Source organism: Cupriavidus sp. 30B13, assembly GCF_049059565.2.
In the GTDB taxonomy this organism is placed as follows: Bacteria; Pseudomonadota; Gammaproteobacteria; order Burkholderiales; family Burkholderiaceae; genus Cupriavidus.
Window position 1 is genome coordinate 3348475 of record NZ_CP188224.1, and the last position, 20956, is coordinate 3369430.

Sequence of the window (20956 nt, forward strand, 5' to 3'; positions counted from 1 at the left end):
TTAGCTTCCGGCCTCCGGGCGCGGCCCCACGTAGGCCGCGCGCGGGCGGATCAGCGCATCGCCGGCGCGCTGCTCCAGCGCGTGCGCGATCCAGCCGACCGAGCGGCCCAGCGCGAACATGCCGAACGCGGCGCCGGGCGGCAGCCGCAGGTGCCGGCGCACGGCCACCAGCGCGAAGTCCACCGAGGGGCGCTGGCCCGACAGGCCATGGGCCACGTCGATGATCTCCTGCCATGCGGGGTGATGCGCCAGCACGCGGGCCAGCAGGCCGGACGCGCGCACGTCGCCGGCGGGATAGAGATGGTGGCCGAAGCCCGGCAGGTCCTCGCCGCGCGCCAGCCGCTCGCGCAGCCGGGCATCGGGCCGCGCGCCGGCCAGTTCGTCCCACAGCGCTTCCACGCGCGCGGTGGCGCCGCCATGCCGCCCGCCGGTCAGCGCGGCCAGCCCGCCCACCACCGACGCGCGCAGGCTGGCGCCGGTCGAGGCCACGCAGCGCGCGGTAAAGCTCGACGCATTCAGTTCGTGGTCGGCGCACAGCACCAGCGCCATGCGGATCAGGTCCGCGCCGGCCTCGTCCACGCCCCAGGCGCCGGCGCATTGCCGGTGCACCAGCGCGCCGGCCGGCGCGGTGCCCAGCAGGCAGGCGGCCAGCAGCCGCACCAGCGCGCCGCAGCCCGCGGCCAGGCGCGCCGGCGACTTCTGCCACTGCGCGGTATCGTCGTCGCTGCTGGCGGCGGTAAACAGCGGCAGCAGCGCTTCCTCGCTGCGGTGGCCGGCGAAGGCCGCCTGCAGCGCGGCCAGGTGAGCCGGCGCGGACGGCGCCGGCGCGCCGAAGGCCGCCGGCTCCGGGCACTGCCACAGCAACGCGGCCAGCGCCTCCAGCGTGATGGACTCCGACAGCGCCGCGGCATCGCTGCCGCGGTAATACAGGCAGCCATCCTCGATCAGCGTGATGCCCGACTCCAGCACCGGCAAACCCCAGCTCAGCGTGGCCTTGGCCACCTCGCGCGGCTTGCGCCCGCGCGTGCGCTGGCCGGCCAGCTGCTCGACGTCCGCCGCCAGGTAGCGGCTTTCGCGCGGCGTCTCGCCGTCGTGCGCGTGCAGCAGGCCGCGGCTGACGTAGGCGTAGAGCGTCTGGCGGGAAACGCCGAGGCGGGCGGCGGCCTCGGCCGAGGAGAGATAGCGGGACATGTGCGGGAGCGGCGGGGCGGCGTCTAGCGATAGATTGATTAAGTTAATCAATATTGACTATTAAAACAAGCGGCCTATCCTGCAAGGCACTGGCCGCCAGCCCGATCCACGATCCGCAACGACTCCTCAGAAGCGACCCCCGACATGTCCTCACACGCCCCTGCCGCGCCCGCCGCGGCAACTACCACCGTTTCGTCCCCCGCTTCTTCCTCCGCTTCTTCCCGCGCCTCTTCCTCCACTCCCCCTGGCCCGGCCGCCGCCGCCTTCCTGCGCGAGACCTGGGCCAGCGTGCACGGCGACCCGGCCTGGCTGGAGCAACTGGACTGGACCGGCAGCGGCAGCCTGCCCTCGGTTTTCCCCGTCACCGAACTGGCCGCCGCCACCGCCGGCGCCGCCAGCCTCGCCGTCGCCGAACTGATCCACGCGGCCAGCGGACACGCGCCGCGCGCCGGCGTCGACCAGCGCCTGGCTTCGCTGTGGTTCGGCACCTCGCTGCGCCCGCAGGGCTGGGAGGTGCCGCCGCAATGGGATGCCGTGGCCGGCGACTACCTGGCCAGGGACGGCTGGATCCGGCTGCACACCAACGCGCCGCATCACCGCGCCGCGGCGCTGGCCGTGCTCGGCGTGCCCGCCGACAAGGCAGCGGTGGCGAAGGCCGTGGCCGGATGGGATGCCAGCGCGCTGGAAGCGGCCGTGGTCGGCAACGGCGGCTGCGCGGCCGCCATGCGCGGCACCGAGGACTGGGCCGCGCACCCGCAAGGGCTGGCCGTGAGCCGCGAGCCGCTGCTGCACTGGACGTCCTTCGACGCCGGCCCCGCGCCGCAGCGGGCCTTCGCGCGCGAGCGCCCGCTGCAGGGCATCCGCGTGCTGGACCTGACCCGCATCCTGGCCGGACCGGTCGCCACGCGCTTCCTGGCCGGCTTCGGCGCCGACGTGCTGCGCATCGACCCGCCCGGCTGGGAAGAACCCAACACCGTGCCCGAAGTGGTGCTCGGCAAGCGCTGCGCCCGCCTCGACCTCAAGCGCGGCGAAGACCTGCGGATCCTGGAAGGCCTGCTGAGCCAGGCCGACGTGATGGTGCACGGCTACCGCGCCGACGCGCTGGCCCGCCTGGGGCTGGATGCGCGGCGGCGGCGCGAGATCAATCCGGGGCTGATCGACGTATCGCTGGACGCCTATGGCTGGAGCGGCCCGTGGCAGGGCCGGCGCGGCTTCGACAGCCTGGTGCAGATGAGCAGCGGCATCGCCGAGGCCGGCATGCGCCTGCGCGGACTGGACCGCCCGGGGCCGCTGCCGGTGCAGGCCATCGACCATGCCACCGGCTACCTGCTGGCCACCGCGGCCGTGCGCGGGCTGTCGCGGCGGCTGGCCAGCGGCGCCGGCTGCGAGGTGCGCGCTTCGCTGGCGCGCACCGCCCACCTGCTGCTGTCGGGCGCCGGGCTGGCGCGCGACACCGCGCCGCTGGACCCCGAAAGCGAGGCCGATCTCGCCGGCCCGGCGGAAGCCACCTCCTGGGGCCCGGCGCGGCGCGTGCGGCCACCGGTGACGGTGGCGGGCGCGCCGGTGCACTGGGCGCGCCCGGCCGGCGCGCTCGGCAGCGCGGCGGCCGCATGGTGACGCCGCTCAGTCGATCTTCGCGCCCGAGGCCTTGACCGCCTGCCCCCAGCGCTTCTGCTCGGCGGCAATGGTCTGGCCGAACGCTTCCGGCCCCTGCCAGGCCGGCTCCGCGCCCTGCTGTTCCAGCTTGGCGCGGGTGTCGGCATCGGCCAGCACGGCCTGCAGCGCGCCGGAGATCTTCGCCACCACGTCCTTGGGCGTGCCGGCCGGCGCCAGCATGCCGTAGAAGCCCACCACCTCGAAGTTCTTCAGGCCGGCCTCGTCCATGGTCGGCACGTCAGGCAGCGCGGGCGAGCGCTGGCGGGAGGTCACCGCCAGCGCTCGCACCTTGCCGGACTTGATGTACGGCGTGAACAGCGGGACCGAATCGGCCATCATCTGCGCCTGGCCGCCCATCACGTCGGTCAGCGCCGGCGCGCTGCCCTTGTACGGGATATGGACGATGAACGTGCCGCTGGCCTGCTTGAACATCTCCGGCATCAGGTGCGAGATGCCGCCATTGCCGCCCGAGGCGAAGTTGAGCTTGCCCGGGTTGGCGCGCGCGTAGGCGATGAATTCCTTCAGGTTGCGCGCCGGCACGTTGTTGTTGACCACCATCACCAGCGGGATCAGCGCGGTGCGCGCCACCGGCGCGAAGTCTCTCGGCATGGCGTAGGGCAGCTTGGGATAGAGCGAGCCGTTGATGGCCATCTGGCCGGTATTGGCCAGCAGCAGCGTGTAGCCGTCCGGCGCCGCCTTGGCCACGGCGTCCGAACCGATGTTGCCGGCCGCGCCGGCCTTGTAGTCCAGCACCACCGACTGGCCCAGGATGGGCTGGAGCTTTTCGGCCAGGATGCGGGCGTGGGTGTCGACCGGCCCGCCGGGCGGGAAACCCACCACCAGCCGGATCGGCTTGTCGGGCCAGGCGGCCGCGGCGGGCGCCGCGCCCAGGGCCAGCGGCAGCGCGGCGCAGGCCAGCAGCGCCGGCAGGCGGAACAGGAATCGTGGTTTTGCTGCGAACTTTGCCATCTTGTCGTTTCTCCTCGTTTATATTTCGGCCGCGGTCTGTCAGCCTGTGCCTGCGCCAGGGCGGCGCGCAAAAGCGCGGCGGGCACCGCCTCCCTGGGTGGCGCCCGCCCGCTAATGTGACGATTTTATGACAATATGCCAGGCCACCCTGTGAGGCTGGCCCCATGACGAATCCGGCCAGGCGACCGCTCGCGTCAGCCATCCGCGCGCCTGGCGCGTTCAGATAGCGGCAGGCCGCCGTGCAGGGCGCGGCGCCGCCGGTCCGGCCGGCCCCGCCCCATCGGCGCCCCCGCCATCGGTGCCCGGGTCCCAGCCAAGGAAAGCCAACGTGAAACCAAGCAACCGCGCCGTCATCCTGTTCCTGTGGGCGGCACTCTATTTCTGCTCGGGCTATGTCTCGCACAAGCTCAACGGGCCGTTCTACGCCACCGGCTATATCTGGCTGCCGGCCGGCGTGACCATGGCCGCCTTCATGCTCAGGCCGGTGCCGCGCTGGCTGCCGGTCGGCCTGGCCTTCTTCGCCGCGCAGATGCTGCTGGGCTGGGTCGAGGGGCGCGACACGCTGCGCCTGGTCCTGTTCTCGCTCGACGAGATCGGCTTTGCCGCGCTCGGCGTGGCGCTGGTGCGGCGCGCCCGGTTCTCGCTCGAAGGGCTGGTGTTCGTGCGCGCGCTGCTGCTCGCCGGAGTGGCCAGCAGCGCGGCCAGCGCGGCGGTGGGCGCCGCCTGGTTCATGCTGCTGCAGGGCGTGCCCTTCTGGCCCACCTGGCGCGTGTGGGCCGCGGCCGACCTGGTCGGCGTGCTGATCGTGCTGCCGGTGCTGGCGGGCTGGTCGCGCTTTCGCGCCGCGCGCTCGGGCGGCATGAGCCGCGCGGACTTCCTGTTCGGCCTGGGCGCCTTCGCGGCCCTGGTGCTGACCACCTTCTTCATCTTCGACCACCGCATCCTGCTGCCGGTGCAAAGCGGCGTGGCCTTCGCGCTGACCTACATTCCGCTGTTCCTGGCCGCCGTGGTGACGCTGCTGTGGGGCGGCCGGGGCGGCTCGGTGGCGGTGGCCATCCTGATGCTGTTCGTGCTCTACAACACCGGCCAGGGCGACGGACCGTTCGCCGAGCGCTCGCTCAACCACGGCCGCTCGCTGCTCGAGGCGCAGCTCTACCTGGCCGTGGCCGCCCTGCTCACGCTGCTGATCAGCACGCTGCGCAGCGGCCGCGAACAACTGCTGGCGCAATCGGCGCGCAGCCAGAACGACGTCAAGCTGGCGCTGGCCGCCAGCGAGCAACTGGTCTACTGCCTGGACCCGCGCAGCGGCACGCTGCGCTGGAGCGGCGACCTGGAAGGCGCGCTGGGCGTGCGCGAGGAGGCCTTCCGCAAGCTCGACGACGTGCTCGCCCACGTGCACGACGACGACCGCGCGCAGGTGCGCAGCCGCTGGCTGCGCGAGAGCGACGGCGAGAACCGCACCGACATGCTGTTCCGGCTGATGCTGCCGGCCGGCAGCAGCACCATGGTGCTGGACATGAGCGGCCCCCTGCTCGACGGCGACGAGTCGGTCGCGGTGATCGCCGGCGCCTGGCGCCTGCAGCCCGCCGACATGCTCGAGGAGCGCGACGCAGCATGACGGCACCCGCGGGCGGCGGCACCGGCGCGCTGCTCATCCACGGCCTGGGCGGCACCCAGTTCGACCTCGGCCCGATGCACAAGGCCCTGCGGCGCGCCGGGGTGGAAACCCACGCCGTGACGCTGCCCGGCCACGCCGGCAGCCCGGAAGACCTGGTGCCCGTGCGCGCCGAGCAATGGCTGGACGCGGTCACGCAGGCCTACGACGAACTGGCGCCGCGATACGAGACCTTCCACGTGCTGGGCATGTGCATGGGCGCGCTGCTGGCGCTGGCCGCCTGCGAGCGCCGTCAGCACCGCAAGGGCCGCCTGGTGATGCTGGCCGCGCCGGTCTACATCGACGGCTGGTCCACGCCGTGGTACCGCGCGCTGCGCCACGTGGTCTATCACATCCCCATGCTGCCCGCGCGCATGCGCGTGGACGAGGACGAACCGTTCGGCATCAAGAACGACCTGGTGCGCGCCATCGTCAAGGCCAAGTTCGAGCGCGGCGACAACTTCCACTACCGCTGGGTGCCGCTGGCCTGCATCCGCCAGGTGGACCGGCTGCGCGGGTGGGTGCTGCGCGGCGCCGGCCGCATCGCCTGCCCCACGCTGGTGGTGCACGCGCGCGAGGACGAGCTGACCAGCGTGCGCTCGGCCGACTTCCTCGAAGCCACGGTGCCGGACGTGCGCAAGGTCGTGGTGGAGAACAGCTACCACATGATCTGCGTGGACAACGACCGCGAGCAGGTGGTCGCCAGCGTGCTGGCCTTCCTCGGCTTCGATCCCGAGCGGGCGCGCCGCCGCGCGCGCGCCGGCGTGGAAGTGCCGATGAGCGAGGAAGCCGTCGCCACGGTGGTCGGCGAATACCTGCAGGCGCTCACCGGCGGCCACTTCGAAGCGATCTTCCCGCTGCTGGAGCCCGGCGTGCGCTGGCGCCACCACGGCGAGCCGCCGCTGGCCGGCAGCTACGACGACCGCGACGCGGTGATCGGCATGTTCGCCCGGCTCGAGGCACTGGCCGGCAAGACCGTGCGCGTTGCCCTCAGCGCGCCGCCGCGCATCGACGGCGCCAGCGTGGAGATCGACCTGGAGGCCTCGTCGGTGATGGAGGGCGTGCCGCGCCACAGCCGCGGCACGCAGGTCCTGCGCCTGCGCAACGGCCGCATCGCGGCGGTGACGTTCCGCCCCGCCGAAGCGCTCGCCGCCGGCACGGCCGTGGCCGCGCAGTGAGCCGCCGGGCCCGGCGCCGGGCCTAGAACACCCGGCCCAGCTGCAGGTACAGGTTCCACACCCCCTGCGGCGCCGCGGCGAAACCGAAGTACAGGGGCCCGATCGCGCTGTTGCCGCCGATGAACAGGCTGGCGCTGGTCTTGTACGGCCCGGTGCCGAAGTTCTTGCGCCGCAGCCACACGTCGCCCGCCTCCAGGCTCGTGCCCACCACCGTGCTGCGCAGCCCCGGCAGGATGAACTCGCGCAGGTCGTTCAGGTAGGTCATGCGGCCGTACAGCAGGTAGTTGCCGGAGAACTGGTCCTGCGCGTAGGCGGAAAGATGCTGGAAGCCGCCCAGCGTGAAGCCCAGCCCGCCGCTGACGCTGTTGTCGCTGCGGTGGTCGCCGTAGGTGGTGGCGGCCTCGGCGGCCAGGTTCAGCGTGTGGCGCCCGTAGCTGGCGGCCCACAGCGCCTTGGCATGGGCATCGTTGAAGCGGTTGTCGGCGCCGCCGAAGGCCAGCTCGTTGGTGGCCAGCAGGTAGTAGCCGGTGCGCGGGAAGAGCGGATCGTCGAGCTGGTCGATGGTGAGCTGGGTGCGCACCGTGGGCTGGCGCACGCGCGCGTGCGGGAACAGCCTGCCGGTGCCCACCGGCAGGCTGTAGGCCGTGGAGTAGTTGACCTGCTGGTAGTTCATGCCGGTGCGGAACTCGCCCAGCCGGCCCAGCGGCACGCCCAGGTCCAGCCCCGCCGCCGCGGTATCGATCTGCACGGCGGTAAGCGGCGTGCTGTTGCGGTTGGGCGCGCTGTCGCCGTAGAGATCCACGCGCTTGCGCCCGTACTCCGCGTAGGGCGCCACGTAGAAGCCGAGCCGGTCGAACACCGGCTGGCGCAGCTCGGTATGCAGCCTGGCCTGGTTGCTGCCGAGCACGATGTCGTTGCGCCACTCCAGCCCGCCCGGCGTGATCCACGGGTAGCGGTGCCCCAGGTTCAGGTTGAAGCCGCCCTGCCCGTTGAAGGTATTGGACACGCCGAAGCCGAACAGCAGGAACTGCGGCCCCCACGACTTCTGCTGCGCCTGCACCTTCAGCACGTTGGCGCCATTCTCGCTGACCAGCTCCTGCGTCACGCTCTCGAAATCGCCCGAGGTGGACAACTGCGCCATCTCGCGGTTGAGCGCCACCGCGTCGTAGGTGTCGCCTTCCTTCACGCCCAGGTATTCGCGCACGAAGCTGGCCGGAATGCGGCCCTTCGACTCGATCTGGATGGCGTCGATGCGGGCCGGGCCGGCCACGGCCCGGCCGCCCTTGCGCGCGGCCAGGTAGGCCTGCCAGGCGCCGTCCGGCAAGGCCAGCGCCGCCAGGACCGGCGCGGCGGCGCGCACCGCCGCGGCGCCGCCCTGGATGCCGTCGCTGGCGCGCGAGAAATCGGTAAACGACAGGTCGCCAAGCTGCGGCTCGATGATCACGTCGCCCGGCCCGAGCCGGGCCTTCTGCGCATCGACGTTCTGGTTCATCAGGATGGTGACCATCTGCTGCGTCACCGCCGCCGGCGAATCCAGCGCGGCGGGATCGTCCAGCGGCGAGCCCACGTTCACCGCGATGACCACGTCGGCGCCCATGTCGCGCGCCAGTTGCACGGGCAGGTTGCTGACCAGCCCGCCGTCGACCAGCACGCGCCCGCCCACCTCGATCGGCGCGAACAGGCCCGGCACCGCCACGCTGGCGCGGATCGCCCGCGGCAGCGAGCCGTGGTCCAGGATCACCGGCTTGCCGGTGCCGAGGTCGGTGGCGATGGTGCGGAACGGCGTGGGCAGCTTGTCGAACGACGCATCGGCCGGCAGTTGCGCGGTCCAGTTCTGCAGCAGCGCCAGCAGGCGGTTGCCCTGCACCAGGCCGGTGGGCAGCTTGAGCCTGCCGCCGCCGTAGCCGGCCGAGATGCCGATCGGGTATTGCAGGTCGTCCTCGCGCTGCGACTGCGGCAGCTCCGCGCGCTCGTTGCGGTCGAAGGCGATGTCGCTCAGGTTGATGTGCGACAGGCGCGCCTCCAGCTCGCCGGCCGACAACCCGCTGGCGTACAGCCCGCCCACCACGGCGCCCATGCTGGTCGCCGCCAGGCAGTCGACCGGGACATGCATCTGCTCGAGCGCCCGGATCACCCCGATGTGCGCATAGCCGCGCGCGCCGCCGCCGGACAGCACCAGGCATACGCGCGGGCGCTTGGCCGCGGCGGCGGGCCCGGGCGCCGGCGCGGCGGCCGGCGCGGGCCCCGGCGCGGCGGCCAGGGCCATCGCCAATGCCAGCATCAGCGCGGGAAAACCGTGCGCCGGCGGCCACGGGCGGCGGGCCGCGCTTGAGAGAGAGCGGAACATGGAAAAAACCGGGGCGGGGCGGGACAAGAACAGGACAAGAACCACACAAGAACGGCACGAAACGACGCACAGGGCCGCGCGGCATGCGGCCCGGCAGCGTGGCCCGCGCCGGCGTGGCGAGGCAAGGCAAGGACGCCACGATAGGGCAATTGTCCCGGCTTGAACAGCAGCACATGCACCAATGCATGGCCGGCGGGCGGTCCCGTCCCGCGCCCGCCGCATGCCTCGCCACCCGTAGCGCGAGCTACGGCGCGGGAAGGCCGGGCAACCGGCGGCAAGCGCGCGGCGGCGCCATGGACGGCCCGGCCCCGCAAACGTATGCCGGATACAACAAGGGCCGACGGGAAGCTCCGCCCCGGCGCCCGCCCGCGCCTTCCCACGCCTTCCCACGCCTTCCGCCCGCCGGCCTCATCCCGCACCGGCGGCTCCGCCCCGCACGCCCGGCGCAACGGCAACACGCCTGCCCTACTCCAGCACGATGCCGGCCGACCTGATCACCGCGCCCCACTTGCCGACCTCGGCGTCGATGAAGCCGGCGAAGGCGGCGCTGTCGCCGGCTTCGGGCTGCAGGCCGAGTCCGATCAGCTTGCTGCGCGTCTGTGCGTCCGCCAGCACCGCGTTGGCGTCGCGGTTGAGCTGCTGCACGATGGCCGGCGGCGTGCCCGCGGGCGCCATCAGGCCGAACCACCCGTAGCCCACCACGCCGGGCATGCCCTGCTCGCCGAAGGTGGGCGCCTGCGGGTAGACCGGCGTGCGCCGCTCGGAGGCGACCGCGATCACGCGCAGCTTGCCGGCCTGGATGAACGGCAAGGCGCTGGTGATGGCGGTCAGCGTGGCGTCGACGCGGCCGGCCAGCAGCTCGGTGTAGGCGGTGGAGTCGCCGCGGTAATGCACGCTCAGGCCCTTGAAGTGCCCCTGCGCGGCGAACAGCTCGGCGGTCAGGTGCGGCCCCGAGCCCGCGCCGGGCGAGGCGAAGGTCACGCCTTGCGCCTTCGCGCGCGCCATGCGCACGAAGTCGTCCACGGTCTTCACCGGCGAATCGGCCTTGACGATCAGGAACACCGGCCCCAGCACGCGCGGACCCACCGCCACGAAGTCCTTGTGGATGTCGTAGCGCTGCGGCAGCCCGGCCGCGGTATTGATGGCGAACGGCGCCGCCGTCCACAGCAGCGTGTAGCCGTCCGGAGCGGCGCGGGCGAGCTGCTCGCTGGCCACGCGCGTGCCGGCGCCGGGCTTGTTCTCGACCACGAACTGCTGCTTGTACTTCTGGCTGAGCCCTTCGCCGAGCAGGCGCGCGGAAATGTCGTTGGAGCCGCCCGGGCCGTAGGGCGAGATCAGCCGCACCGGGCGCGACGGATAGGAATCGGCGTGCGCCGGGGCCAGCACGGCCAGCGCCGCGCACAGCGCGGCGGCATGCCGTGCCGCGCGCAGCAGGCGGCGGGCGGGGCGCAGAGCAGCGCGACTCATCTCGCCTCTCCCGTGGCTGCGCCCGCCCCGGCCACGGGCCGGATCGGCGGATAGGCGAAGGTCTTGCCGAGGTGCGCCGCCCCCGGCACGTACAGCCGCAGCGTCACGTAGAACGGGCCCGCCGGCGCGGGCAGCCAGTTGCCGTGGCGTGCCGGGTCGGCCGGCGGCGCGGCCGACAGGTGCAGGCGGATGCCGCCGTCGGCGTCGGCGCGCAGGCCTGGCGAGCGGTCGCCCAGCGAGTAGCGCGCCAGCGCGTTGTCGACCAGCATGCAGTCGGCCTTGTCGTACATGGTGAGCGACCAGAACGCGCCGACCTGCGGCAGCGCATCGGCGGCAAAGGCCAGCTCGTAGCCGGCGCGGCCGTCGAGCGGCGCGCCCGTGCTGTCGCGGTCGGCCATCACGTACATGGCCTCTTCCACGCCCAGCGCGCCGATATAGTTGCGCGCCACCAGCGCGCGCTCGGCGAAGCGCGTGCCGAACGAGGCGCGGATCTCCACCGGCAAGGTCCAGCCGCCGCCGAGGTCGGACGGCAGCGGCGTGGCCAGTTCGTCCAGCACGTCGCCGATGGCGGCGCCCAGCCGCGCGGCGGCGTCCTCGTCGAGCGCGCCCGCGTCGCAGTCCGGGCCGATGCCATGCCCTGCGAAGCCGGCCACGAGCGCGGCCTCGGCCGCCGGCGGCGGATTCTCGCGCAGCGCCCGGTTGACGATGGCCGCGTAGCGCCGCGCCTGCGCGCTGCCCGCGCCGAGGTGCTCGCCAGGCTGCATGCCGGTGTCGAAGCGCCGCGCGGCCGGCGCGCCGCCGGGCGTGGCGAGGCGCAGCCGGTCCTGCAGCGCGTGCACGGCCGGCAGGTCGGCCTCGCCGTCCACCAGGATGCGGCCGAGCAGCCAAACCGCATCGGTGGGACAGGCGATGGCGGTGGCGCCGGCCGGCGCTTCGCCGCGCCAGCCCGGCCCGTGCAGCAGGAACCGGCCGGCGGCGGCGCCGGTGGTGCGGGTGCCGATGTAGCCGAAGGGATTGGTATAGAAATCGAGCAGCCCCAGCACGTAGTAACGGCCCAGGCTGTCGGGCACGTCGAGCAGCAGCGGGCCCTGCGACAGGTCCAGCCACGCATTGCTGTAGAGCGTGTCGTTGTTGGGCGTGACCACCTGGCGGTGCCGGGGCCCGAGCAACTGGCGCGTGTGGATGAAATGGTTGATCCAGCGCACGCCGGCTTCGGGATGGTCCGCGGCAAACCTGCCCGCGCTGTCGCGGCGCGGGCAGGTGGCGGCGCGCATGCGCGCCATCTCGTAGAGCGGCAGCGTGTAGCGCACGGCGTCGCGCAGGTCGGTGGCGGATGCGGTTGCGTTCATGATGGCTTCCATCGTGGGCGGCTCAGTCGATGCGGCGCAGTGCCGGAATGGCGTATTGGCCGTCCAGGAACGACGGGGCGGGATGGTAGAGACGCAGGATCAGGTAGAACGGCCCGGCCGGCGCGGGCAGCCAGTTCCCGGCCTGCGCCGGGCGCGCGTGCGAAACCGGGATCGCCAGGCTGCCGTCGGCTTCCAGGCGCAGGCCCGGGGTGCGGTCGCCCACCGCGTGGCGGCCGATCTCGTTGGCGCAGAAAAAGCGGTCCTCGCCGTACAGCGAGACCGACCAGAACGCCTGCGCCGGCGGCAGCATGCCGGGCGCGAAGCGCAGCTCGTAGCGGCGGCGGCCGTCGAGCGGCTCGCCGTCGGCGTCGAAGTCGGCCATCGCGTAGATCGCCTCGTCGGCGCGCAGCGCGCCCAAGCCTTTCATCGCGGTGCAGGCGCGCTGCAGCCAGTCGTCGCCGTACATGCCGAGCTTGAGGCTGTAGCCCCAGCTCTTGCGGCCCTGGCTGCGGGTGTGCGCTTCGATCAGCGCCATGCCCTGTTCATAGGCGCGCTCCAGCCCCGCCGCCACGGCCGGACGCAGGCCGTCCACGTCGATCTCCTCCCCGGGCCGGATGCCGGCCTTGCGCAGCAGCGTGAACGCTCCCAGGTCCTCGGGCGCGGGCGGGAACTCGCGCAGCGCGCTGAACAGGTTCTGGAAGAAATCGAGCGCGGGCCGGCCGCTGTCGCGCCATTGCTCCACGCACGCGGGGCGCGCCGCGCCGGGCGTGCGCGCGAGCGTGAAACCCAGCTCGAAGGCGCGCGCGGCGGGCAGGTCCTGCTCGCCCTGCACCAGCACGCGGCCGAGCAGCCACACCAGCGAGCTGGGGCAGCGCACCGCGTGCGCGCCGGCCGCCTGCTGGCCCGGGCCGACCAGTTCGATGTCGGCGCCCGCGGCGGGCACGTTGCGCGGGCCGAGGTTCTCGAAGTTGTTGGTGTGGACGTCGAGCAGCTCCACCACGTAGTAGCGGCCGGCATCCGGCAGCGGCGGCACGCGCAGCGTGACGGGGCCGTCGGCCAGGTTGATCCAGCCGCAGAAGTACAGCAGGTCGTTGGCGGGGGTGACGATGTCGCGGTCTTCGTGCGTCCACTGGCGCTCGCTGGCGGACAGCGTGTTGACCGGGGCGCGGCCGTAGCCGGTGGCGGCGGCCACCGAGGTCTGCAGGCGGCAGGTGCGCAGCGACTCGACCAACGCATAGCCGTACACCACCAGCGGCAGCGCCGCGGCGGCGGCCAGCGCTTCCTGCGGGCTGGCCGGGGTGGCGGCAGCGGGCACCGACGCGAGGACGGGATTTGCGTTCATGTTCATGCGGATGGCTCCAGGCTGTTGGTTGATGCGCACTCGCCGTGCGCGGGCGCGTGCAGGGTAATGACCGCATCCGCCGCGACCAGCCCTGCGGCGCCGACGATGAACGGGTTGATCTCCAGCGTGTCGAGCCGCGGGCCGAGCGCGGCGGCCAGTTGCGACACCCGCGCCAGCACCTCGGCCGCCTGCGCCAGCGGCAAGGCGGGATGGCCGCGGTGCCCGGCGAACAGCGCGGCGGCGCGGCTGTCCTCGAGCATCGCCAGCGCGCGCTGCGGCGACAGCGGCGCCAGGCCGAACGCCATCTGCCGGAAGATCTCCACCGCGGTGCCGCCGATGCCGGCCAGCGCCACCAGCCCGAACACCGGGTCGCGCCGCACGCCCACCATCAGCTCGCCCCAGCCGCGCTCCATGCGCGCCACCAGCACGCCTTCGAAAGGCAGGTCCGCGCCGGCGCGCGCCAGTGCCGCCCGCATGGCGGGAAACGCCGCGCGCACCGCGGCCTCGTCGGCCAGGTTGAGCGCCACGCCGCCCACGTCGCTCTTGTGCAGCACGTGCGCGGAGCACAGCTTCACCGCCACCGGAAAGCCGATGCGCTGCGCCACGCGCACGGCTTCGTCGGCATCGCGCGCCAGGCCGTGCGCGGCCACCGGCACGCCGGCCTGCGCCAGCAGGCGCATGGCGGCGAACTCGGACAAGGCGGTGGCGGCTGGCGGCACGTCGGGCACCGGCGCCGCGGGCCGCGCGCACGCCTCCTGCGCGCCGGCGCCGGCTTCGAGCGCGGCCGCGCGCGCCAGCGCCGCCACCGCCTCGATGGCGTGGGCGGGCTCGCGGAACACCAGGCAGCCGTGGGCTTCGAGCCAGGCGCGCTTGTCGTTGTCGACCAGGCCGGAGAGCAGCAGCGGCGCGGCGTCGGGGTCTTCGTGCAGCGCGGCGACGGTGCGCTGCAGGCTGGTCCACAGGCGCGGCGCATTGGCGCCGCCGGCCAGGAAGGCCACCACGCTGCCGTATTCGCCGCAGGTCGCCACATTGGCCAGCGCGTCGAGCAGCACGTCGGGCTGCGCCACCACCTGCCCGGTCACGTCGATCGGGTTGGCCGTGCTGGCGAACGGGATGCTGGTGCGCAGCGCATGCGCCGCGGCCTCGGGCATGGGCGGCAGCGGCAGGCCAAGCTGTTCGGCGCGGTCCGCCATCATGATGCCGACCCCGCCCGACACCGTGACGATGGCCACCGGCGCAGCGGCGTCCGAGACCAGGCCGCCGGCGCAATCCCGGCGCGCCGGGCGGCGCCCGCGCGACAGCGTGTAGCCGAGCCGGAAGAAATCCTCGAGCGTATGCGCGCGGTGCACGCCGTACTCGTCGAACACCGCCTGGTAGACCGCGTCCTCGCCGGCCAGGCTGGCGGTGTGCGACTGCGCCGAGCGCGCGCCGGCCTCGGTGGTGCCCACCTTGGCGATCACCACCGGCTTGCCGGCGGCGCGCGCGGCGGCCAGCGCCCGGCGCAGGCGCGCGCCGTCGCGGCAGCCTTCCATGTAGGCCAGGATCACGCGCGTGTCGGCGTCCTGCGCCATCCACTCGATCACGTCGGCGACCTGCAGGCCGGCTTCGTTGCCGGTGGTCACCCAGTGGCTCAGGCCAAGGCTGGCCTCGCGCGCCAGCGCGAAGGCGTAGGCGCCGAACGCCCCGCTCTGGCTGACCAGGCCCACGTCGCCCACCGGCGGCACGCCGGTCAGCGGGATCGGCGAGAAGGTGGCGAACACGCGCTCGCGCAGGTTCATCGCGCCCAGGCAGTTGGGACCGAGCAGCGCCATGCCCTGCTTGCGCGCGCGCTGCGCCAGCGCCTGCTGCATGGCCAGGCCCGCCTCGCCCACCTCGGCGTAGCCGGAAGTGAAGAAGATCGCGGCGCGCGTGCGGTTGGCCGCCAGTTGCGCCATCACGGCGTCGGTGGCGCGCGCCGGCACCGCGACGATGGCCAGGTCGACCGGCTCGCCCACGGCATCGAGCGAGGCATAGGCCGGCAGGCCCTGGATCTGCGCCGCGCCGGGATGCACGGGAAGGATGCGCCCGCCATAGCCGAGCTCGCGCAGCAGGCGGATCGGCATCCCGCCGACCTTCTCGGCCTGGGTGGACGCGCCGATCACCGCGATCGAACGGGGCTTCAGCAGGAAATCTAGCGTTGGCATTGCTCTGTCTCCGGATTGCCTTGGATGGCTTGTTTTCAGGACCTGCGCCTGTGCCGGCGCTGCCTGTGTTGCTCGGTGTTACGCGGGCGCGGCGCCCGGGCGCCGCGCCGCTACTGGCGCAGCCCGGCGGACGATTCGATCGCGCGCACCATTTCCATCAGCAGCGGCGCGACCTTCTTTTCCAGCATGCCGCGCCGCAGCTGCGAGGCGACGATGGCGCAGTTGAACAGCAGCGGCCGGTTCAGGTAGACGATGCGCGAATACACGCCCACGCCGTGGATGCCGCTGCCGATCTCGCCGACGCCGAACATGGCCAGGCCGGCGTCGCCCTCGTTGACGGCGAAGCCGCGCTTGGGATAGTGGGCCACGTTGTGGCAGACGGTGTCGTAGCAGGCCGCGTATTCGTCGGCGCGCTCGCGCCGGGCCGCCTGCATCAGCTGCTCGAACTCGGCCTTCGACAGCGTGGCCAGGAAGGCGCGGCCCATGGCCGTGCTCAGCACCGAGCGCACCGCGCCCACGCCGGGGCGCGCGGGGTTGTTGTCGTTGTGCGTGCAGGTCAGCAGGTAGGTCACGTCGAGCCGGTGCGCCACGCCCATCGACACCGCGCCCTCCATGCGGTCGGCCAGCGCCTGCATCAGCGGGCGCGCCGCATGGCGCACCTGCAGCCCGGCCAGGTAGGGATAGCCCAGCGCCAGCACCTGGGCGCCGACGAAATACTTGTCGAGCTTGGGGTCCCAGTCGAGGTAGCCCAGCTCGAACAGCGTGCGGCAGATGCGCGACACGGTGGCGCGCGGCAATTGCAGCCGCGCGGCCAGCTCGCCGTTGCCGAGCGGGCGCGGTTCGTCGATGAAGCAGCGCAGCAGGGCGAAGCCCTTGGCCAGCAGACCGCCGAACGAGGGGTCCTCCAGCCTGCGCTCGGCAATGAATTGTTCGACCGGCGTATGCATCTTGTCTCCTTGCTGCGCAGTGTGGTTGCGGCTTTTTTTCGTGTCAAAGAACGGAATCAATTTCCAGATATTGGAAATGTAGCTCTACTCTTGACGAAACACCGTGGTACCCATATGGTTCACAAAACCGAATACAAATTCGAAAACGGAGACTCCATGCCCGCGTCATCTTCTGCCGCGCCCGCCGCCAAACCCACCAAGGGGACCTCCGCCTTCCCCACCGTGGCGACCCCCTCGATCCTCCAGCCGCCCCGCCAGCGCCGCGCCCGCGAAACCGAGCAGGCCCTGCTCGACGCCGGCCGCGAACTGCTCGCGCAACGCGACTTCGCCGCCGTCTCGGTGGCGCAGATCGCCGCGGCATGCGAGGTATCGGTGGGCGCGTTCTATGGCCGCTTCCGCGACAAGCAGGCGTTCTTCGAGTCGCTGCGCACGCTGGTGATGCAGGAAACCGGCGAATCCATCTCGCGCTACCTGCGCGTGGAACGCTGGGACGACGTGCCGACCGACGTGCTGCTGGAAAAGACCATGCGCTTCGTGGTGCTGGGCTGCCATGCCAACCGCGGCGTGATCAAGGCCTCGCTCAAGCACGCCTCGATCCGGCCCGAGGAATGGCTGCCCCACCGCGAAAGCGGCGAGGCGGTGGTGGAGCGCATGGTGGCGCTGCTGGTGCCCCGCCTGCCGCTGCCGCCGGCACAGGCCGAGCTGCGCGTGCGCTTTGCCATGCAGGCGGTGTTCAGCATCGTGGTCAACGCCATCCTCAACGATTCCGGCCCGCTGCCGCTGGACGACGAACGGCTGCCCGGCGAGATGACCCGCATGGTGGCAGCCTACCTGGCCCAGCCGGCCTGACCCGCACGGCCTGCCGCGCGGGCAGGCCCGCGCAACGGCGCCGCCGCGACGGCGCGCGCCGCCCCGACCAAAATCACGCGAGACAAGACATGAAACCACGCAGCCCGTTCTGCGGGACGGCGGCCGCCCTGCTCGCCTGCGCCATCCTGGCCGCGCCCGCGGCGCATGCCCAGGCCGGCCAGGCCGCCCAGGCCATCTATCCGAGCAAGCCCCTGCACCTGATCGTGCCCTATCCGGCCGGCGGCCTGACCGACACGCTCGCGCGCACGCTGGCCGACGGCCTGGGCAAGCGCCTCGGGCAGACCGTGGTGGTGGAGAACAAAGGCGGCGCCGGCGGCATCATCGGCACGGACTATGTCGCCAAGTCGGCGCCCGACGGCTACACGCTGCTGCTGACGATTCCCGGGCCGATCACCGCCAATCTCGCGCTGTACAAGAAGCTGCCCTACGATCCGCGCACCGACCTGCGGCAGATCTCGGACATCGCGACCGCGCGCACCGTGCTCACCGTCAACGGCGCGCTGCCGGTCAAGACCGTGGGCGAGCTGATCGCCTACGCGAAGAAAGAGCCCGGCAAGCTGCGCATGGGCTCGTGGGGGCCCGGCACCCAGCCGCACACCATCCAGGCCTACATGGACAAGACCTACGGCGTCGAGATCCTGCACGTGCCCTACCGCGGCGAAGGCCCGATGGTGAGCGACCTGCTGGCCGGCCAGGTCAACATGACGATCAGCTCCGTGACCACGCTCAGGCAGCACTTCGCCAGCGGCAAGCTGCGTCCGCTCGCGGTCGCCGGCACGTCGCGCGCGCGGGCGCTGCCGGACGTGCCGACCTTCGCCGAGGCCGGCTACCCCGACGAGCCATACCGCCAGGTCGGCCCCATCACGCTGATGGCGCCCGCGCGCACGCCGGACGACATCGTCGCCCGCCTCGGCAGGGAAACCAGCGCGCTGGTGCAGTCGCCGCAGATCAGCCAGCGCATCGAGGACATGGGCGCCGAGCCGGTGGGCAACCTGCCGGCCCAGGCCGCGGCCGCCTACAAGGCCTACCTGCCGGTGGTGCTCAAGCTGACCGCCGACACCGGCGTCACGCTCGACTGAGCGGGCCGCCGCGGGCGGCTTGGCGCGCTGCAGAATGCAGCGCGGAAATGACCGTTATGAATCCGGCGCGGCATGCCTTGGCCGCCGCCGGGCGGCCCCATACAATGGCTGCAGCCCACGCGGCGCCCGGCGCGCCGCGTGCCTGTTCCCGCTCACCTGCGCCCCGCCGCATCACTCACCGCATCCCATGGCAACGCTCTTCCTGGTACGGCACGGCCAGGCGTCCTTCGGCGCCGCCAACTACGACTGCCTCTCCGCCACCGGCCGCCAGCAGGCCCGCTGGCTCGGCGAATACTTCCGCGACCGCGGCGTCGCCTTCACGCGCGTGATCGCCGGATCGCTGGCGCGCCAGCAAGACACCGCGCTGGAGATCCTGGCCGGCATGGGCGCGCCCGCCGTGCCGCTCGACACCGCGCCGCAGGCGCCCGCCGAAGCGCTGGCCGCGGTCACGGAAGACGCGCTCAAGGCACGCGTGGAAACCCACCTCGGCCTCAACGAATACGACGGCGAAGCTCTCTACCGCAGCCACACCGGCGGACGCGACCACCGCGCCCACCAGAACCAGGACTACAACGACTACTGGCGCACCTTCCGCGCGGCCTACCAGGCCTGGACCCTCGACCGGCTCGCCGGCATGCCCGAGTCGTGGAGCGACTTCGGCGGCCGCATCCGCGCCGGCCTCGCGCACGCCACCGAAGGCGCCACGCGCGAAGACGCGCTGCTGGTAGTCAGCTCGGGCGGCGCCATCGGACGCGCCGTGGCCGACCTGCTCGGCGCGCCGGCGCAGACCGCCATCGAGCTGAACCTGCAGTTCCGCAATACCGCCTTCTGCGAAATCATCGCCGGGCGCGGCACGCAGCGGCTGCTGAGCTTCAACAACCTGCCGCACCTGGAGCGCGCGGATCGGCGGCAGGCGATCACGTTCGCGTAGTGGGCACGGCGGGGCACGGCGCCGCGCGCGCCACCGCGACATGCCAGGCCTACAACCGCTCGACGATAGTCACATTGGCCATGCCGCCGCCCTCGCACATGGTCTGCAGGCCGTAGCGCTTGCCGTGCGTGTGCAGCGCATGCACCAGCGTGGTCATCAGCTTCGCGCCCGAGCCGCCCAGCGGGTGGCCCAGCGCGATCGCGCCGCCGTGCACGTTCATGCGGGCCGGATCGGCGCCGGTGGCCTGCAGCCATGCCAGCGGCACCGGCGCGAACGCTTCGTTGATCTCGAACAGGTCGATGTCGCCGATCTTCATGCCGGCCTTCTCCAGCGCGCGCAGCGTGGCGGGCAGCGGGGCTTCGAGCATGATGACGGGGTCGTGGCCCAGCACGGACATGTGGTGGATGCGCGCGAGCGGCTTGGCGCCGAGCTTTTTCAGTCCGGCTTCGTTGACCACCATCAGGCCGGCGGCACCGTCGCAGATCTGGCTGGCGCTGGCGGCGGTGACGGTGCCGCCTTCCTCGATCAGCTTGACGCTGCCGATCGATTCCAGGCTGGCCTCGAAGCGGATGCCTTCGTCCACCGTGTGCAGCTCGCCGTTGCCGCTGCCGTCGGCGGCGCGCACGGCGACCGGCACGATCTCCCGGTTGAAGCGGCCGGCCTGGGTGGCGGCGATGGCGCGGCGGTGGCTTTCCAGTGCGTAGCGGTCGAGGTCGTCGCGCGTGAGGCCGTACTTGCGCGACATCATCTCGGCGCCGGTGAACTGGCTGAACTTCACGCCGGGGTAGCGTTCCTGCATGGCCGGGCTCATCGACGTGCCGAAGCCGTTCTTGGCGGCCAGCGAGCCGGGCAGGCCCATCGGCACGCGCGTCATGCTTTCCACGCCGGCCGCGATGACGATGTCCATGGTGCCGGACATCACCGCCTGCGCGGCGAAGTGCAGCGCCTGCTGCGAGGAGCCGCACTGGCGGTCCACCGAGGTGCCGGGCACGCTTTCGGGCAGGCGCGAGGCCAGCACGGCGTTGCGCGCCACGTTGCCGGACTGCTCGCCGGCCTGGCCCACGCAGCCCATGATGACGTCGTCGATCAGCGCCGGGTCGGCGCCGCTGCGCGCGACCAGCGCGTCGAGCACCTGCGCGGCGAGGTCCGCCGGATGCCAGCCCGCCAGCTTGCCGCCCTTGCGCCCGCCCGCGGTGCGCGCGGCCGCCACGATGTATGCCTCTGCCATGTGCTCTCCTCTCGTCGTTCCAGGCAAACCCTGTTTATCCTGAAGCGGATTCTGGCGCAGCCGGCGGGTGCGTGGCGTCGTCGGAAGCGACGATTGCGCGGCGGGCGGGGCGCGTCAGGCGCGCGGCGGCAGTACCGAGAAGATCGCCGTGGCACGCAGCAGGCAACGCTCGCCCACCAGCAGGCGGCAGTTGCCGAAGCGCAGCCGCGAGCCCATCTTGTCGAAGGCCACGTGCGCCTCCACCCAGTCGCCCACGCGCGCGGCGTCGAAATAGTCGAGGCTGAGGCTGGCGGTCACCGCCGGATGCTGGCGCCCGGCCTCGAGCGCCATCATCATGCCGATGGCGGTGTCCGCCAGCGTGGCCAGCATGCCGCCGTGCGGGATGCCGAGCGGGTTCAGGTGCTGCGGCCCGATGCGCACGGCGACCACGCGGCGCGCGCGGTCCACGTAGATCTGGCCGAAGTGTTCGAGATAGCCGCTGGCGCCGCGCAATGCGACAAAGCCAGGCGGCACCGCATCCGCTGCCGCCGCGTCGCCGGCGGGTTCGTTGGCTTCGGCCATGCTC

16 protein-coding genes are annotated in these 20956 nt (G+C 72.6%); 6 read left to right on the forward strand and 10 right to left on the reverse strand.

Annotated elements, in window-relative coordinates; genetic code table 11:
- Positions 1 to 1191 (reverse strand): citrate/2-methylcitrate synthase, encoded by a 1191-nt coding sequence (locus tag ACKI2N_RS34015; protein WP_420997885.1) that lies wholly within the window; start codon positions 1189 to 1191, stop codon positions 1 to 3.
- Positions 1192 to 1335: 144 nt separating this feature from the next.
- On the opposite strand from ACKI2N_RS34015, the gene ACKI2N_RS34020 reads away from it, so the two are divergent.
- On the forward strand, positions 1336 to 2808 hold the full coding sequence (locus tag ACKI2N_RS34020) for a CoA transferase (RefSeq protein ID WP_420997884.1): 1473 nt from the start codon (positions 1336 to 1338) through the stop codon (positions 2806 to 2808).
- A gap of 6 nt (positions 2809 to 2814) precedes the next feature.
- Here ACKI2N_RS34020 and ACKI2N_RS34025 read toward each other — a convergent pair whose 3' ends face one another.
- Positions 2815 to 3816, reverse strand: a complete 1002-nt coding sequence (locus ACKI2N_RS34025; RefSeq protein WP_420997883.1) for a Bug family tripartite tricarboxylate transporter substrate binding protein — start codon at positions 3814 to 3816, stop codon at positions 2815 to 2817.
- A 328-nt stretch (positions 3817 to 4144) separates the two neighbouring features.
- Between ACKI2N_RS34025 and ACKI2N_RS34030 the strand changes: the two genes are divergently transcribed.
- Entirely contained in the window at positions 4145 to 5434 is a 1290-nt protein-coding gene (locus ACKI2N_RS34030; protein ID WP_420997882.1) for an MASE1 domain-containing protein, read from the forward strand.
- Positions 5431 to 6648 carry an alpha/beta fold hydrolase gene (locus ACKI2N_RS34035; RefSeq protein ID WP_420997881.1) on the forward strand — a complete coding sequence of 406 codons (1218 nt, stop codon included), beginning with the start codon at positions 5431 to 5433 and terminating at the stop codon, positions 6646 to 6648. The genes ACKI2N_RS34030 and ACKI2N_RS34035 overlap by 4 nt, the downstream gene beginning before the upstream one ends.
- A 22-nt stretch (positions 6649 to 6670) precedes the next feature.
- Here ACKI2N_RS34035 and ACKI2N_RS34040 read toward each other — a convergent pair whose 3' ends face one another.
- The 6 genes from ACKI2N_RS34040 to ACKI2N_RS34065 form a co-directional block, all read right to left on the reverse strand.
- Positions 6671 to 8914: a patatin-like phospholipase family protein gene (locus ACKI2N_RS34040; RefSeq protein ID WP_420997900.1), complete on the reverse strand. Its 2244-nt coding sequence runs from the start codon at positions 8912 to 8914 to the stop codon at positions 6671 to 6673.
- A 546-nt stretch (positions 8915 to 9460) separates the two neighbouring features.
- Complete coding sequence (locus ACKI2N_RS34045; RefSeq protein ID WP_420997880.1) at positions 9461 to 10462, reverse strand: Bug family tripartite tricarboxylate transporter substrate binding protein; 1002 nt, start codon at positions 10460 to 10462, stop codon at positions 9461 to 9463.
- Positions 10459 to 11811, reverse strand: a complete 1353-nt coding sequence (locus tag ACKI2N_RS34050; protein WP_420997879.1) for a DUF1254 domain-containing protein — start codon at positions 11809 to 11811, stop codon at positions 10459 to 10461. The genes ACKI2N_RS34045 and ACKI2N_RS34050 overlap by 4 nt, the downstream gene beginning before the upstream one ends.
- A gap of 22 nt (positions 11812 to 11833) precedes the next feature.
- A complete protein-coding gene (locus ACKI2N_RS34055) occupies positions 11834 to 13159 on the reverse strand; it encodes a DUF1254 domain-containing protein (protein ID WP_420997878.1) in 1326 nt (441 codons plus the stop codon).
- Positions 13156 to 15336 (reverse strand): acetate--CoA ligase family protein, encoded by a 2181-nt coding sequence (locus ACKI2N_RS34060; RefSeq protein WP_420997877.1) that lies wholly within the window; start codon positions 15334 to 15336, stop codon positions 13156 to 13158. Before ACKI2N_RS34060 ends, ACKI2N_RS34055 begins: the two co-directional genes overlap by 4 nt.
- A gap of 110 nt (positions 15337 to 15446) precedes the next feature.
- On the reverse strand, positions 15447 to 16283 hold the full coding sequence (locus tag ACKI2N_RS34065) for an IclR family transcriptional regulator (protein WP_420997876.1): 837 nt from the start codon (positions 16281 to 16283) through the stop codon (positions 15447 to 15449).
- 156 nt (positions 16284 to 16439) lie between these two features.
- Between ACKI2N_RS34065 and ACKI2N_RS34070 the strand changes: the two genes are divergently transcribed.
- The 3 genes from ACKI2N_RS34070 to ACKI2N_RS34080 all read left to right on the forward strand — a co-directional run bounded on the left by ACKI2N_RS34070 (position 16440) and on the right by ACKI2N_RS34080 (position 19163).
- Positions 16440 to 17132, forward strand: a complete 693-nt coding sequence (locus tag ACKI2N_RS34070) for a TetR/AcrR family transcriptional regulator (RefSeq protein ID WP_420997874.1) — start codon at positions 16440 to 16442, stop codon at positions 17130 to 17132.
- An 89-nt stretch (positions 17133 to 17221) separates the two neighbouring features.
- Positions 17222 to 18232, forward strand: a complete 1011-nt coding sequence (locus tag ACKI2N_RS34075) for a Bug family tripartite tricarboxylate transporter substrate binding protein (protein ID WP_420997873.1) — start codon at positions 17222 to 17224, stop codon at positions 18230 to 18232.
- 187 nt (positions 18233 to 18419) lie between these two features.
- On the forward strand, positions 18420 to 19163 hold the full coding sequence (locus tag ACKI2N_RS34080; protein ID WP_420997872.1) for a histidine phosphatase family protein: 744 nt from the start codon (positions 18420 to 18422) through the stop codon (positions 19161 to 19163).
- A gap of 49 nt (positions 19164 to 19212) precedes the next feature.
- Here the strand turns inward: ACKI2N_RS34080 and ACKI2N_RS34085 are convergent, their stop codons facing one another.
- Together ACKI2N_RS34085 and ACKI2N_RS34090 are read right to left on the reverse strand one after the other, a co-directional pair.
- Positions 19213 to 20391 (reverse strand): acetyl-CoA C-acetyltransferase, encoded by a 1179-nt coding sequence (locus tag ACKI2N_RS34085; protein WP_420997871.1) that lies wholly within the window; start codon positions 20389 to 20391, stop codon positions 19213 to 19215.
- A gap of 114 nt (positions 20392 to 20505) precedes the next feature.
- Positions 20506 to 20952 carry a PaaI family thioesterase gene (locus ACKI2N_RS34090; protein ID WP_420997870.1) on the reverse strand — a complete coding sequence of 149 codons (447 nt, stop codon included), beginning with the start codon at positions 20950 to 20952 and terminating at the stop codon, positions 20506 to 20508.
- Between the last annotated feature and the right edge of the window lie 4 nt (positions 20953 to 20956).

Excerpts from the sequence above, each read along its gene's own strand:
- ACKI2N_RS34015 (WP_420997885.1), bottom strand. The coding sequence starts at position 1,191 with ATGTCCCGCTATCTCTCCTCGGCCGAGGCCGCCGCCCGCCTCGGCGTT.
- ACKI2N_RS34020 (WP_420997884.1), top strand. The coding sequence starts at position 1,336 with ATGTCCTCACACGCCCCTGCCGCGCCCGCCGCGGCAACTACCACCGTT.
- ACKI2N_RS34025 (WP_420997883.1), bottom strand. The coding sequence starts at position 3,816 with ATGGCAAAGTTCGCAGCAAAACCACGATTCCTGTTCCGCCTGCCGGCG.
- ACKI2N_RS34035 (WP_420997881.1), top strand. The coding sequence starts at position 5,431 with ATGACGGCACCCGCGGGCGGCGGCACCGGCGCGCTGCTCATCCACGGC.
- ACKI2N_RS34040 (WP_420997900.1), bottom strand. The coding sequence starts at position 8,914 with ATGGCCCTGGCCGCCGCGCCGGGGCCCGCGCCGGCCGCCGCGCCGGCG.
- ACKI2N_RS34045 (WP_420997880.1), bottom strand. The coding sequence starts at position 10,462 with ATGAGTCGCGCTGCTCTGCGCCCCGCCCGCCGCCTGCTGCGCGCGGCA.
- ACKI2N_RS34050 (WP_420997879.1), bottom strand. The coding sequence starts at position 11,811 with ATGAACGCAACCGCATCCGCCACCGACCTGCGCGACGCCGTGCGCTAC.
- ACKI2N_RS34055 (WP_420997878.1), bottom strand. The coding sequence starts at position 13,159 with ATGAACATGAACGCAAATCCCGTCCTCGCGTCGGTGCCCGCTGCCGCC.
- ACKI2N_RS34060 (WP_420997877.1), bottom strand. The coding sequence starts at position 15,336 with ATGCCAACGCTAGATTTCCTGCTGAAGCCCCGTTCGATCGCGGTGATC.
- ACKI2N_RS34065 (WP_420997876.1), bottom strand. The coding sequence starts at position 16,283 with ATGCATACGCCGGTCGAACAATTCATTGCCGAGCGCAGGCTGGAGGAC.
- ACKI2N_RS34070 (WP_420997874.1), top strand. The coding sequence starts at position 16,440 with ATGCCCGCGTCATCTTCTGCCGCGCCCGCCGCCAAACCCACCAAGGGG.
- ACKI2N_RS34075 (WP_420997873.1), top strand. The coding sequence starts at position 17,222 with ATGAAACCACGCAGCCCGTTCTGCGGGACGGCGGCCGCCCTGCTCGCC.
- ACKI2N_RS34080 (WP_420997872.1), top strand. The coding sequence starts at position 18,420 with ATGGCAACGCTCTTCCTGGTACGGCACGGCCAGGCGTCCTTCGGCGCC.
- ACKI2N_RS34085 (WP_420997871.1), bottom strand. The coding sequence starts at position 20,391 with ATGGCAGAGGCATACATCGTGGCGGCCGCGCGCACCGCGGGCGGGCGC.
- ACKI2N_RS34090 (WP_420997870.1), bottom strand. The coding sequence starts at position 20,952 with ATGGCCGAAGCCAACGAACCCGCCGGCGACGCGGCGGCAGCGGATGCG.